The organism is Aeromonas sp. s4 (assembly GCF_040907855.1).
In the GTDB taxonomy this organism is placed as follows: domain Bacteria; phylum Pseudomonadota; class Gammaproteobacteria; order Enterobacterales; family Aeromonadaceae; genus Aeromonas; species Aeromonas caviae.
Map to the genome: position 1 here is coordinate 179,537 of NZ_JBFOCP010000047.1, position 13,108 is coordinate 192,644.

At 63.2% G+C, this 13,108-nt stretch carries 13 protein-coding genes; 8 read left to right on the plus strand and 5 right to left on the minus strand.

What is annotated here, in order from left to right; genetic code table 11:
- Positions 1-415: 415 nt before the first annotated feature.
- A complete protein-coding gene (locus AB5Y89_RS16470) occupies positions 416-1,342 on the plus strand; it encodes a L,D-transpeptidase family protein (protein ID WP_041212511.1) in 927 nt (308 codons plus the stop codon).
- Between the two features lie 71 nt (positions 1,343-1,413).
- Here AB5Y89_RS16470 and AB5Y89_RS16475 read toward each other — a convergent pair whose 3' ends face one another.
- The 4 genes from AB5Y89_RS16475 to fldB form a co-directional block, all read right to left on the minus strand.
- On the minus strand, positions 1,414-1,791 hold the full coding sequence (locus AB5Y89_RS16475) for a VOC family protein (RefSeq protein ID WP_010673739.1): 378 nt from the start codon (positions 1,789-1,791) through the stop codon (positions 1,414-1,416).
- 142 nt (positions 1,792-1,933) lie between these two features.
- Positions 1,934-3,274 carry a TldD/PmbA family protein gene (locus AB5Y89_RS16480; protein ID WP_128296432.1) on the minus strand — a complete coding sequence of 447 codons (1,341 nt, stop codon included), beginning with the start codon at positions 3,272-3,274 and terminating at the stop codon, positions 1,934-1,936.
- The gene (locus AB5Y89_RS16485; RefSeq protein ID WP_041212515.1) at positions 3,274-4,674 is read right to left on the minus strand and encodes a TldD/PmbA family protein; all 1,401 of its coding nucleotides are present in this window, start codon (positions 4,672-4,674) and stop codon (positions 3,274-3,276) included. Before AB5Y89_RS16485 ends, AB5Y89_RS16480 begins: the two co-directional genes overlap by 1 nt.
- A gap of 402 nt (positions 4,675-5,076) precedes the next feature.
- Positions 5,077-5,595: a flavodoxin FldB gene (fldB, locus tag AB5Y89_RS16490; protein ID WP_041212516.1), complete on the minus strand. Its 519-nt coding sequence runs from the start codon at positions 5,593-5,595 to the stop codon at positions 5,077-5,079.
- 184 nt (positions 5,596-5,779) lie between these two features.
- Here fldB and xerD point away from each other — a divergent pair, with 184 nt between their 5' ends.
- A complete protein-coding gene (gene xerD / locus AB5Y89_RS16495; RefSeq protein WP_042014490.1) occupies positions 5,780-6,679 on the plus strand; it encodes a site-specific tyrosine recombinase XerD in 900 nt (299 codons plus the stop codon).
- A gap of 72 nt (positions 6,680-6,751) precedes the next feature.
- On the opposite strand, the gene mscL is transcribed toward xerD, so the two are convergent.
- A complete protein-coding gene (mscL, locus tag AB5Y89_RS16500) occupies positions 6,752-7,162 on the minus strand; it encodes a large-conductance mechanosensitive channel protein MscL (protein WP_010673746.1) in 411 nt (136 codons plus the stop codon).
- A 259-nt stretch (positions 7,163-7,421) separates the two neighbouring features.
- Here mscL and AB5Y89_RS16505 point away from each other — a divergent pair, with 259 nt between their 5' ends.
- The 6 genes from AB5Y89_RS16505 (at position 7,422) to nqrE (ending at position 13,095) form a co-directional block, all read left to right on the plus strand.
- Entirely contained in the window at positions 7,422-8,126 is a 705-nt protein-coding gene (locus tag AB5Y89_RS16505) for a disulfide isomerase DsbC N-terminal domain-containing protein (protein ID WP_039041117.1), read from the plus strand.
- Entirely contained in the window at positions 8,092-9,822 is a 1,731-nt protein-coding gene (gene recJ / locus AB5Y89_RS16510; protein WP_368224179.1) for a single-stranded-DNA-specific exonuclease RecJ, read from the plus strand. Before AB5Y89_RS16505 ends, recJ begins: the two co-directional genes overlap by 35 nt.
- A 151-nt stretch (positions 9,823-9,973) precedes the next feature.
- Entirely contained in the window at positions 9,974-11,155 is a 1,182-nt protein-coding gene (locus AB5Y89_RS16515; RefSeq protein ID WP_128296429.1) for a MerR family transcriptional regulator, read from the plus strand.
- Positions 11,156-11,194: 39 nt separating this feature from the next.
- On the plus strand, positions 11,195-11,698 hold the full coding sequence (locus AB5Y89_RS16520; protein ID WP_151028003.1) for a GNAT family N-acetyltransferase: 504 nt from the start codon (positions 11,195-11,197) through the stop codon (positions 11,696-11,698).
- 300 nt (positions 11,699-11,998) lie between these two features.
- The gene (locus AB5Y89_RS16525; protein ID WP_128297586.1) at positions 11,999-12,292 is read left to right on the plus strand and encodes a hypothetical protein; all 294 of its coding nucleotides are present in this window, start codon (positions 11,999-12,001) and stop codon (positions 12,290-12,292) included.
- 203 nt (positions 12,293-12,495) lie between these two features.
- Positions 12,496-13,095, plus strand: a complete 600-nt coding sequence (gene nqrE / locus AB5Y89_RS16530) for an NADH:ubiquinone reductase (Na(+)-transporting) subunit E (protein WP_151028002.1) — start codon at positions 12,496-12,498, stop codon at positions 13,093-13,095.
- Positions 13,096-13,108: the final 13 nt, after the last annotated feature.

A 13,108-nucleotide genomic window follows, 5' to 3' on the forward strand; every position in this document is an offset into this window, starting at 1 on the left:
AGGACGGCGCCACCTGATGGCGTCGTGTGGGTTCATCGGTGGCGCGACCGTCTTCGACGCACGGCCATCCGATGGGGGTACATCGGAGCAGGAGGTGACTCGATACTCCGGATATACGGGGTGCGAGATTGTACTCGTGACCGCCTCGTCATGCAATTTGGGACGGCCTTGGCATGCCTGCGCCATGTTCATTTTACGCTCAGACTGGGGTTGCTAGAGTGCAAGGGGTGAAAGATGCCCCTGAGTTGGCTGTGAAATGGATCTTTTCGGCGAAAAAGACCATCTCCAAGTTGAAATTTTGCCCTGCTCGGGAAAGAATGCGCGCTCGGTTGTTGGTCCCCGGTGACGGGCCCACAAGAGACCGATGATGAGCAGGGCAAAGGCCCACAGGAACAGGAAACCATACAGGAATTTTATGAATCCCCTTCGCATTGCCGCTTCGGCTCTTTTATGTACGCTGGCGCTGGTCAGCCAGCAGGCCGCCGCCGTTGAATACCAGCTGCCTGCAGCCAACAGCCGCCTGATCGGTGAGAACCAGGAATACGTGGTGCCCGCAGACAACCGTCCGCTGGAGCAGATCGCCTCCGACTTCCAGCTGGGTCTGACCAACATCATGGAAGCCAACCCCGGCGTCGACCCCTACTTGCCCAAGGCGGGCAGCACGCTGATCATTCCCCATCAGCTGATCCTGCCCAACGCTCCCCGCGAAGGGATCGTCATCAACGTGGCGGAGATGCGTCTCTACTACTACCCGAAGGGCAAGAACGTGGTGCATGTGCTGCCCATCGGCATCGGCCAGCTCGGGGTCAACACCCCGGAGAACTGGATCACCAAGGTTGAACGCAAGCGTGCCAACCCGACTTGGACCCCGACCGAGAACATCCGTCGCCGCTACGCCGCCCAGGGCAAGACCCTGCCCGCGGTCTGGCCGGCCGGCCCGGACAACCCCATGGGCCTGCACGCGCTCTACATCGGCAACCTGTACGCCATCCACGGCACCAACGCCACCTTCGGTATCGGTTTGCGGGTGAGCAGCGGCTGCGTTCGCCTGCGCGCTGACGACATCAAGTACCTGTTCGATCACGTGCCGGTCGGCACCCGCGTCCAGTTCGTCAACCAGCCGGTCAAGACCACGGTCGAGCCGGATGGCGGTCGCTACATGGAAGTGCACGAGCCGCTGTCGCGCACCGAGGAAGAGTTCAACTCCACCGCCTCCGTGCCGCTGCCCATGACCCCGGCGACCACCCGCTTCATCGCCCACGCTGACAGCGATTCCAACGTGGTCAAGCAGGTGCTGGAACAGCGTACCGGCATCCCGACCCGCCTCAATCCAGAGGCGTAATGGCCGGCAAGTGCAGTTAAACAACAACGGCGACCTGATGGTCGCCGTTGTTGTTTCTGCATATCCGGACGTCAGCTGGCTGGTGGGGCATAGAGGGCCAGCCAGTTGCCTTCGGTATCTTCGATGATGACCCGGGAGCCATGACCGCTGCCGATGCTGTGCAGAGGCTCCAGCACCCGCCCGCCGAGCCGGGGGACCAGCAGCTCCGCCTCCTGCAGCCTGTCACCGAGGGAGAGATAGATGAGGGGACCGGCACCGCCGGGCTGGTGATATTTGTCCATGGGGCCGAGACAGGCCGCCGCGTTGCTGCCGTCGTGGCGCAGCATGGCAAAGCGCATGGTCTCTTCCTGGATGGGGGTGACCTGCACATCGAGCAGGGCCGAGTAAAAGTCCATGGCGCGATCCAGATCCCGTGTCGGAATGTCGGCCCAGACCAGGGTGTTGTCCATCGTCGTATTCTCCAGAGTTCCCGGCCAACGCGGTCGGTGGCTCTTTGAGGTTAGAAGTGGCGGTCGGGGGGCGCCATGGATAAAAAAGCGGCGCCTAATGGTGCCGCTTTAAGGGGGGAAGAGCCGAGTAAGGCTCCCCCTCTTATTTGCCGGCAATGCTGAGCCCGCCAAAGCGGATCAGCGGGGCATAGAAGTCCTTGCCATCGTCGTGCTGCAGCTGGTTGCCGATCGCTTCCAGCTCCCCGAGCAGGCGATAGAAGTTGCCCGCCACCGTGATGCCGCGTACCGGCGCCACGCGCTCGCCATTTCGGCAGAGGAAGCCGGAGGCGCCGAACGAGAAGTCGCCGCTCACCGCATCGGCCCCGGAGTGCAGGCCGTCCAGCTTGACCAGCTCCAGGTACTCACCGCTTTGTACCTCGGCCTCGCCGTGGGGGCCGAGCCCGAACACCAGGTGACGAGGGGCCACGTCCAGGGCACTGCGGGCACTGCGGGCGGCTGCACCGTTGCTCGTCACGCCGAAGTGACGGGCGGTGGCGCTGTTGTGCAGCAGGGTCTTGAGCTCCCCCTCGCCGATGAGCAGGAGATCCGAAGTGGCGGCCCCTTCGCCGTCAAACGCCTTGATCTTCATGCCCCCCGGCATATAGGCACGACTCTCCAGGGTGAGCCAGCGAGAAGCCACGCTTTGGCCCAGCTTGTCGCGCCAGGGGTTGATCCCCTGCTGGGCCCACTTGCCAGACAGGGCGGACTGGAAGCAGCCAAACAGGCTGGCAAAGCAGTGGGTGCTGAAGATGACGCTGTAGCGACCGCTCGGCACCGCCTCACCCATCAGCAGGCCATCGGCCACGGCGTGGATCTGGCGGATGAGAGGCTGGCTCTCCAACTCGTCGAAGCGCCGTGCGTACTGTCCCTGGTAGTGCATGGACTGGCGGCCCTCCCGCTCGATGAGAGCGGAGCTGTGGCAGCCGACGCTGAACTCCTGATGTTCGCAGAGGCTGCCTTGGCTGTTGGCAAGCCAGAGGCGGCTCTCCCCCTCGAAGAAGCCGTTGTAGGGGGCGCCGGTCACGTCCGGCAGGGCCAGCATGTCGGACTCGAGGCGCAGGGTCAGGGCAATCTTCTCTTCCACCGCCGTGGTGTCGGCCTGATGTATCTCGGCGCAGTCGGTGATGAGCCTGCTCTGCTGCACTGTGATGCGCTGATCCGGGTCCACCTTGGCGAAGCGGCTCGCATCGAGCGCATCCTGCACCATGGCGTCCAGGGCCGACGCGTCGAGGGACTCGGAATAGGCGATGCCGACCCGGCCTTCCTTGATGAGGCGAATGCCGATCTGCTGGCTGCTGGTGACCTTGTATTCACTGAGTTCGCCCTTGTCGGCCTTGAGGGAGAAGGCCTTCTCCTGATTGGCGATGACGTCCGCCTCGGCACCCAGATCGGCGACCTGGTCCAGCAGACGGGCAAGCAGTTGGTTCATGTCGAGCTGGCTCATCAGGCGTTCCCTCCGACCAGGATATTGTCAACCTTGAGCGGCGGCTGGCCGACCGAGGCGGGAATGGATCCCGAGACCGAGCCGCACATGCCGGCGGAGAGGGCCAGATCGCGCCCCACCATGGAGATCTCCTTCAATACCTGCGGGCCGGTGCCGATCAGGGTGGCCGACTTGAGGGGCCGGGTGATCCTGCCCCCCTCGATGAGGTAGGCCTCCTGCACGTTGAAGTTGAACTCGCCGGTACCGGGCTGCACAGAGCCACCCCCCATCCGCTTGGCATAGATGCCGTGTTCCACGGTTGCCAGCATGTCGTCGAGGCTGTAGTTGCCCGGTTCGATATAGGTGTTGCGCATGCGGGAGGCGGGGGCGAACTTGTAGGATTCCCGGCGCCCGGAACCGGTGCGGGCGTAGCCGGTGCGAAGGGCCCCCATTCTGTCCACCAGGAAGCCGGTCAGCACGCCGTCCTTGATGAGCTGGGTGTGCTGGGTCGCCATCCCCTCGTCATCGACGTTGATGGAGCCCCAGGCGTTGCCCTGCAAGCCCTCGTCCACCGCGCTGACCGCCGGGTTGGCGATGAGCTGACCCATCTTGTCGTGGAACACGGATGCCTTTTTGGCCACCGAGGTGGTCTCCAGCAGGTGACCGCACGCCTCGTGGAAGATGACGCCGCCAAAGCCGCTCTCCATGATGACCGGCAGCTTGCCGCTCGGGCAGGGGGCGGCTCCCAGCTTCACCAGTGCCTGGCGGGTGGCGGTGAGAGCCAGTTCGCGGGGATCGATGCTCTCGGCATGTTCCCATCCCTTCATGGCACCGGGGGCTTCATAACCTACGCTCTGCTCGCCCCCGTCCAGGGCGATGGTCTGGGCCATGATGCGGTTGTAGTGGCGGCGATCGCTCACCTGCACCCCTTCGCTGTTGAAGATCTCCACCTCCTGCTCCCAGCCGAGCACGTTGCCCGAGAACTGGCTCACCTTGTCGCTCTCGGCGCGGGCCGCAGCGTCCATGGCATGCAGGTAGGCGATCTTCTGCTCCAGCAGCTTGTCGGCCGACAGCGGCAGAGCGATCGGGTTACGGTCGGTCAGGCGGGTGAAGTCAAAGGCGGTGGCGGTGACCACGGGGTCACGCCTGTCCTTGGCCGCCAGCAGGGTAACGATGCGCAAGAGCTCGTTGCGATCGGCCAGGTTGGTGTAGCCGTAGAGCACCTTGTGGCCGTAGCACAGGCGAACGCCGATACCGAAGTCGAGACCACCGCTGATGTTCTCTATCTGGCTGGAGAGCAGGCTGAGCTGGCTGCGGCGCTTGCGCTCCACAAACAGCTCGGCGAAGTCGGCACCCAGCGCCAGCGCGTGATCGAGCACGTCGCGGGCGATGGCGGGGGCCAACAGGGAGAATGAAGTCATAGAATATCCTTTTCTGGTCTGTCCGTTTGCTTCCGACACCCGGCGTTGTGTTGTTATGGGGTGTCGACCTCATTGTTGCAGACCAGAAGCAAAAAGTCGCTATAGCGTCAGCCGATGATACCAAACGAGAAAATCGGTGCGATTTATGCGCCCGGCAGCCCGAGCGCAGGCTACCGGCAGGGGAGGTTGGCGCCGCTCATGGCGCTCCCTTGATATGAGGTCGACCCACTGCTCGATACGGAGTTGGTCTGGTCGTCCATTGGCTGGCGTCGTCGAACATCCAGGCGATCAGGGTCAGAGCAGTTCGTGGATCTCGCTCAGGATCTGGTCGACCCACTGCTCGATACGAGGTCGATCTGGTCGCCCATTGGCCGGCGTCGTTGAACATCCAGGCGGCCAGGATCAGAGCAGTTCGTGGATCTCGCTCAGGATTTGGTCGACCCACTGCTCGATGCGGGATTCGGTCTGGTCGTACTGATTGGCGTCATCGAGGGCCAGCCCGACGAAGTGACGGCCATCGTCGATGAGTGCCTTGGAGGCGTCAAACTCGTACCCCTCGTTGGGCCAGTAGCCCACCAGCTTGACCCCCTTGGGGACCAGCTGATCGTGCAGCAGGCCGAGGGCATCCTGATACCACTCCCCATAGCCCAGCTGATCGCCCATGCCAAACAGGGCGATGATGCGTCCCTCCAGATGCAGGTCGGCGATGTCTTCCCAGCGGGATTCCCAGTCCTCCTGCAGCTCGCCGAAGTCCCAGGTGGAGATGCCCAGGATCAGGATGTCGTACTCCTGCATGCGGGCGAGGGGCACATCCTTGATGTTGTGGAGATCGACCAGCTCGGGGCCGATGAGGGCGCGGATCTTCTCGGCGGCCATCTCGGTGTAGCAGGTGGTGGAGCCATAAAACAAACCTATCTTCATCGCTCTTCTCTTGATCGCAGTCGGCAAGGGGCGTGACCGGCACAGCGGCGCCCGGGGGGGAGGGCGCCAGTCTAGCAGATTGCGCCGGGCTCTTCACCGCCTGAGGGGATGTGCAGCCTTGCCTTGCGGCCCGGGTGGGTCGGCACGTTACAATGGCGACCTGTTTCCCTGAGCGCGGCGCACCATGAGCAAAGCAGAATCCCATCCCCTGATCGAGCCGTTTCTCGACGCCCTCTGGCTTGAGCGGGGGCTCTCCGACAACACGGTCAGCTCCTATCGCACCGACCTGGAAAAATTTGCCCTCTGGCTCGATGAACAAGGCGGTTCCCTGCTGCTGGCGGGGCTGGATGACATCCAGCACTACCTCGCCTGGCGGGTGGACCATCAGTTCGCGGCCAGCAGCACGGCCCGTTTCCTCTCGGCCCTGCGCCGCTTCTACCAGTACCTCAATCGCGAGAAGCTGCGCAGCGACGATCCCACCGTACTGCTGGAGGGGCCAAAGCTCCCCAAAAAGCTGCCATCGGATCTGAGCGAAGCCGAGGTGGAGGCGCTGCTGCAAGCCCCCCTGGTGGACGATCCGCTGGAGCTGCGGGACAAGGCAATGCTCGAGCTGCTCTACGCCACCGGGCTGCGGGTGTCCGAGCTGGTGGGGCTGACCGCCGAACACGTCAGCCTGCGCCAGGGGCTGGTGCGGGTGGTGGGCAAGGGCAACAAGGAGCGCCTGGTGCCCATGGGGGAGGAGGCGGTGCACTGGCTGGAGCGCTACTACCGGGAGGGGCGCACCCTGCTGCTGGGTGGCACCAGCTCGGACGTGGTGTTCCCCTCCAAGCGGGCCCGGATGATGACCCGCCAGACCTTCTGGCACCGCATCAAGCTCTATGCCCTGAGAGCCGGCATCAGGGGGGAACTCTCCCCCCACACCCTGCGTCACGCCTTCGCCACCCACCTGCTCAATCACGGCGCCGATCTGCGAGTGGTGCAGATGCTGCTGGGCCACGCGGATCTCTCCACCACCCAGATCTATACCCACGTGGCCAACGAGCGGCTCAAGGCACTGCACGGCCAGCACCACCCCAGAGCCTGATCGCCTCACCGGCCTTGCAACAAAAAACCGCCCGAAGGCGGTTTTTTTCAGCACACGACAGGGAGGAAACGGTTATTTCCCCTGCTGGGATTTCAGCAAGTCGCGGATCTCGGTCAGCAGCTCCTGATCCTTGGTGGGGCCGGCCGGGGCAGCGGCTTCCTCTTCCTGCTTCTTCTTCAGGGTGTTGATGGCCTTGAGCCCCATGAAGATGGCGAAGGAGATGATCAGGAAGTCGATACAGGTCTGGATGAACTTGCCGTAGGCGATGACCACGGCAGGGGCATCCCCTTCGGCGGCCTTCAGGGTCACGGCGAGATCGCTGAAATCCACGCCCCCCAGGATCAGCCCGATGGGGGGCATGATCACGTCTCCCACGAAGGAGGAGACAATCTTGCCAAAGGCGGCACCTATGATGATACCGACAGCCATGTCGATCACATTGCCCCTGGATGCAAAGGCCTTGAACTCTTGAATCAGACTCATTTTTCCCCCTAGAAATGGACGACGTGCCACCTGAGCGCACGTCGATTTGAATAATAAAACATCAGCAAAACAGAGGGATGACTAAAGATGTCTCCCGTCGTCCTGATTAGCTTGCGGGGCTCAAGCCCGATTGGCAACCTGTCATCCCGTGATTTTTTCTTGCGGACGTTATTAATCGATCACTAATTAAGGTCTTTGGGAGAGGGAATTGTCTGGGTTACCTTATGAGACCCTTCAATCATGCCAAGTGAATGAGCTGATGCGATATTTACTGCTGGGAATGATGCTGCTGTGCGCTTTTGCGGCCAGCGCGGGGATGGACCCCCATGTGTTGAAACAGACCATAGAGCAGCGCCTCGGTGTGCAGGTCTACCTGGTGGACGAGACCCCCATGCCGGGCCTCTATCTGCTGGGCACGGCCCAGGGACTGCTCTACAGCGATGCCAGGGGAGACTATGTGCTGCAGGGCTCCATGCTGGATCTGGCCCACGACATGAGAAACCTCACCCGGCTCAGCCAGCAGCAGCAACGCAGGCTGGCGCTCTCCCAGATAGGGGAGGCCCGGCTCTGGCTCAAGGCCACCCCTGAACGCCACCGCCTCACCCTGTTTACCGATCTCGCCTGCGGTCCTTGCCGCATCGCGCTGGAGGAGTTGCCCCGCTTGCAGGCGAGGGGCGTGAGCGTGCAACTGCTGCCTGCGCCTGTCGCCGCATCGGATCAGGCTAGCTGGTGCGATCCCGGGCTGCTGCGCGAACTCAACTTCAGCGATCGTTTGCCTGAGAGCGGTTGTAATGCGATCCTTGCCCATCATATCGGCCTGAGCCAATGGCTCGGGATCAAGGCGTCACCGAGCTGGGTCCTGCCCAATGGCGACCTGGTGCGCGGTTACCAGAGCCCCGAACAACTGCTCAAGATACTGGATCACATCAATGCCCCTGCAAATCCGTCGTCGTCCGCGAGTTGATGATTCCCATCTGCCCGCCACCCTGCACCCGCTGCTTCGCCAGATCTTCGCCAGCCGCGGGGTAGAAGACCCTGCCCTGCTGGAGCGCAGCGCCAACCAGCTGCTGCCGCCCCAGCGTCTGTTCGGCATGGCGCAGGCGGTGCCGCTGCTGGCCGAGGCGCTGACGGCGCAAAAACGCATTCTCATCGTCGGTGACTTTGACTGCGACGGCGCCACCAGCTCGGCGCTGTGCGTGCTGGCCTTGCGCGCTATGGGGGGGCACCACATCGATTTTCTGGTGCCCAACCGCTTCGAGTTCGGCTATGGCCTCACCCCGGAGATCGTCGAGCTGGCGGTGGCCCGCGGCGCCGAGTTCCTGATCACGGTGGACAACGGGATCTCCAGCATCGCCGGGGTGGCGGCGGCCAAGGCGGCCGGCATGCAGGTACTGGTTACCGATCACCATTTGCCGGGTCAGGAGCTGCCTGACGCCGATGCGATAGTGAACCCCAACCAGCATGGCTGCAACTTCCCCTCCAAGTCGCTGGCCGGGGTCGGGGTCGCCTTCTATCTGATGGCGGCCCTCAACACCCATCTGCGCCAGAGCGGCTGGTATGAGCGCCAGGGGCTGCGCGTCCCCAACGTGGCAGATTACCTGGATCTGGTGGCCCTCGGCACCGTGGCCGACGTGGTAGCGCTGGATGGCAACAACCGCATCCTGGTTCATCAGGGTTTGCAGCGGATCCGGGCTGGCCGTTGTCGCCCCGGCATCCAGGCGCTGGTGGATGTGTCGGGCCGCGACGGTCGTCGCCTGTGCGCTGCCGATCTCGGCTTTGCGCTGGGGCCGCGCCTCAACGCGGTGGGCCGGCTCGATGACATGTCCCTCGGGGTCGCTTGTCTGCTCTGTGACGACATCAACCTGGCGCGCCAGCTCGCTTCCGAAATGGACAGCCTCAACCAGGAGCGCAAGGAGATCGAGCAGGGGATGCAGCAGGAAGCGCTCGCCACCCTGGAGCAGATCCGTTTTCGCGACGGCGAGGTGCCCTCCGGCATCGTGCTGCACCGAAACGAGTGGCATCAGGGGGTGGTGGGGCTGGTGGCCTCCAAGGTGAAGGAGAAGTACTATCGCCCGGTCATCGCGTTTGCCGAGAGCAGCGAGACCGAGCTCAAGGGCTCCGGGCGCTCCATCCCGGGGGTGCATCTGCGCGATGCGCTGGAGCTGCTCGACACCCGCCACCCCTGCTTGATGGGCAAGTTTGGCGGCCACGCCATGGCGGCCGGGCTGACCCTGCCCAAGGCCAATATCGAGGCCTTCGGTCGGGCCTTCGAGGCGGTCATCGGCGAGCTGGTGACCCCTGAGCTCTTGACCGGAGTGCTGCTCACCGATGGCGAGCTGCTGCCCGATGAGCTGAGTCTGGAGCTGGCGGAGCTTATTCGCGCCTCCGGCCCCTGGGGTCAGGCCTTCCCCGAGCCGCTGTTTGACGGGGAATTCGTGCTGGTGCAGCAGCGGCTGGTGGGGGAGAAGCACCTCAAGATGATGCTGACCACGGATTCCGGCCACGCGGTGGATGCCATCGCCTTTGGCGTCGACTTGCAGCGCTGGCCCGATGCCTCGGTGAAGCGGGTGCGGCTGGTCTACCGGCTCGACGTCAACGAGTGGCGCGGCAACCGCAGCGTGCAGTTGCTGGTGGAGCATCTGGAGGCCGCCGGCCTCTGACGTTCGTGAGTTTCTTTTGCTGCCTATGACGGCCACCTCAGGGTGGCCGTTTTTTTATGGTGTTAACCCGGATGTTGTCGTTGACCCGTCTATTGCTTCACAGTTTAAGCTTCCCTTCATCGGGTCACGGACCCCACTGCGAGTCGCTGTCATGAAAATATCCGAACTGGCCCGGCGCTGCGGCCTGGCCCGCTCCACCCTGCTCTATTACGAGAAGCTGGGGGTGATTGCGGGCACGAGGGGCGCCAACGGCTATCGCCACTACGACGATGACGATCTGCAGCGGCTGCGGATGGTACAGGCCCTGCAGGCCGGCGGGCTCAGCCTCAAGCAGTGCCTCGCCTGCCTGGCGGGCGAGCTGGAGCAGGCAACGCTGGCAGCCCGGGTCAGGGAGCTGGATGAAGAGCTGGCGCGGATGCAACGCGCCCGGGATCTGCTGGCGGATCTCGCCGGTTTGCGTGCGCACTCCGGCGACGAGTTCAAGGCCTGGCAGCGGCAACTGCAGCATCAAGCCCCGCAGGCCTACTTTGCCTGGGTGATGAAGCAGGGATTCAGTGAAAAAGCGCGTTACCACCTGCAGTGGCTCAGCAAAGACATGAATGAACATGAGCGCTACATCCGGGATTTCAAGCTGCTGCTGGATGGCATGAGCTATTGGGGGCCGGGCGATAGCCTCTTCACCCAGCAGCAATTTGCCTCGCTGCCCAGCCAGCCTCGCCGGATCCTCGACATGGGCTGCGGGCGCGGCGCCGCCACCTTGGCGCTGGCACAGGTGACGGACGCCACCATAGTGGCCATCGATCTGGACGAGGAGGCGCTGGCCGCCGTGGCGAGATCGGCCAGCGCGGCTGGCTTTGAGCAGGTCACTACCCTGTGCGCCAACATGGCGGCGCTGCCGGCAGACCTTGCCCCCGCCGATCTCATCTGGGCCGAGGGGAGTGCCTACACCATCGGGGTGGCCAACGCCTTGCAGGCATGGCGGCCGTACCTTGCCGGCCCTGCTGCCTGCCTGGTGCTGAGCGACCTGGTGTGGCTGACTGACACGCCCCCAGAGGAGGCGCTGGCGTTCTGGCAGCGAGATTATCCCGCCATGCAGACCCTGGCGGGCCTGCTCAAAACGGTGCAGGAGGCGGGTTATCGCTGTCTGTGGCATACCCCGTTGCCGCAAAGGGCCTGGGACAACTATCTGGATCCCATCGAGCGCAATCTGGCGCGCCACCGTGCCGAGCTGGGGGATAGCCCAGCCTGGCAGGATCTGAGCCGGGAAGTGGCCATCCACCGCCAATACCTGGGCAGCTATGGCTATGTGATCTGCTGCCTGCAGACAGTCTGATCAGGCCATCCATTGCAAGATAACAAACGGAGAAAACCTATGAACATCATCATTCGGCCCGAAACAGGCGCCGATCACGACGCCATTGAAGCGCTGACCGTGGCCGCGTTCCTCAATGCCCCCCATACCGATCACAACGAGCAGCTGATCGTGCGTGACCTGCGCCAGGCCGGGGCACTCAGCCTGTCGCTGGTGGCGGAGCAGGCGGGGCGGGTGGTCGGCCACCTCTGCTTCTCGCCGGTCACCATCAGCGATGGCAGCCCGCACTGGTATGGCCTTGGCCCCATTTCCGTCTCCCCTGCGCTTCAGGGCAGGGGGCTGGGGTCACGGCTGATGGACGCGGGTCTGGCCGAGCTCAAGGGGATGGGGGCGGCCGGCTGCGTGGTGCTGGGGGATCCCGGTTTCTACGGCCGTTTTGGTTTCGTGTCCGAGCCGGGGTTGACGCTGCCCGGCGTGCCGCCCGAGTACTTCATGGCCCGCTCGTTCGGCGCTGCCATGCCCAGTGGTGAAGTGCGCTATCACCCGGCCTTCGAGCAGGGCTAAGCCCTCACCTTGAGGAAGATGCAAGTCGCTTTCTCAAGGTGGTGCAACCTTGCCGGTTTTAGGGAATGAGGCGGTGTTTAATATCAACCTTTCTGATATCTCATGGTGGAAAATGCAATAAGTGACGGTATTGTGATATATTCCACCTGTAATTTTTCTTGACGGACAGCCCCCTTGTCATCCTCTCGCCGCCCCTCGTCATGGCCGATGGTGCTTGCCATCGCCTGCCTTCTCTGGCTTGCCGCGGCGGCAGGGGTCGTTGCAACTAAGGGAATGGAGACGCAAGGGCAGGAGCGGCCGATGCTGTTCCATGAGCCAGCGAACCCGGGGCTTGCCGACAACGTCAGCCTGCCGCCCGCCTCCCAGTGGCGGCTCGGTTTCGAGCAGGGACGGCGACTGGAAGGGGCTGCTCATGCCGAGCTCTACCAGATGCTGCTGGCCTGGTTTCAGCACGATATCCTCGGCCTGCTCTGCGGCCTGCTGTTTTTCCTGCCTCTCATCTATCTCAGGCAGCGGCCCGACTACTTCGGTGCTCTGCACACACGGCGGCTTCGCTGCCACCACCTGCAATATCGCTTCTGCCAGGGCGACTAGGTTCACCAGCCGGGCGCCCGCCCGTTTGATCCCCGTCATTGAGTACCGCTGACCGGGCTGCTCGGCAGTCTGGCGGCTGCCGTGGTCATTACCGGGTGCTGCGCCAGCTCTCTCTGTAAACGTCATCCGTGACGTCATCTTCGCGACTGGCCGTTGGCCGGGCGCGGACGTGCTCTTATTGCAACCAAGTGGTGAACTCATTCATGGACTATTACGTCAATCTCTTCATCCAGTCGATCTTTGTGGAAAACCTGGCGCTGGCCTTCTTCCTTGGCATGTGCACCTTTCTGGCCGTCTCGAAAAACATCAACACCGCCTTCGGTTTGGGCATGACGGTGCTGGCGGTCATGGTGATCGCCATCCCCCTCAACAACCTGATCTACCGCCATATCCTGCGTCCCGAGAGTACCTTCCTCGGGGAGTTTGATCTGGGCTTTCTCGATTTCATCGTCTATATCGGGGTGCTGGCGGCGCTGGTGCAGGTGATGGAGATGGTGCTGGACAAACATTTCCCGGCGCTCTATCACGCGCTCGGCATCTATCTGCCGCTGCTGACGGTGCATTGCGCCATCTTCGGCGGGGTAATGTTCATGGCCCAGCGGGATTACGACTTCATCGAATCCGTGGTCTACGGGGTGGGCTCAGGGTTGGGCTGGCTGCTGGCCATCGTCGCCATTGCGGGATTGCGCCAGAAGATGAAGTATTCGGATGTGCCCGAGGGGCTGCGGGGTATCGGCATTACCTTCATCGTGGCCGGGCTGATGTCCCTCGGCTTCATGTCCTTTTCCGGCATCTCGCTCTGAGCCATGGGCCGGG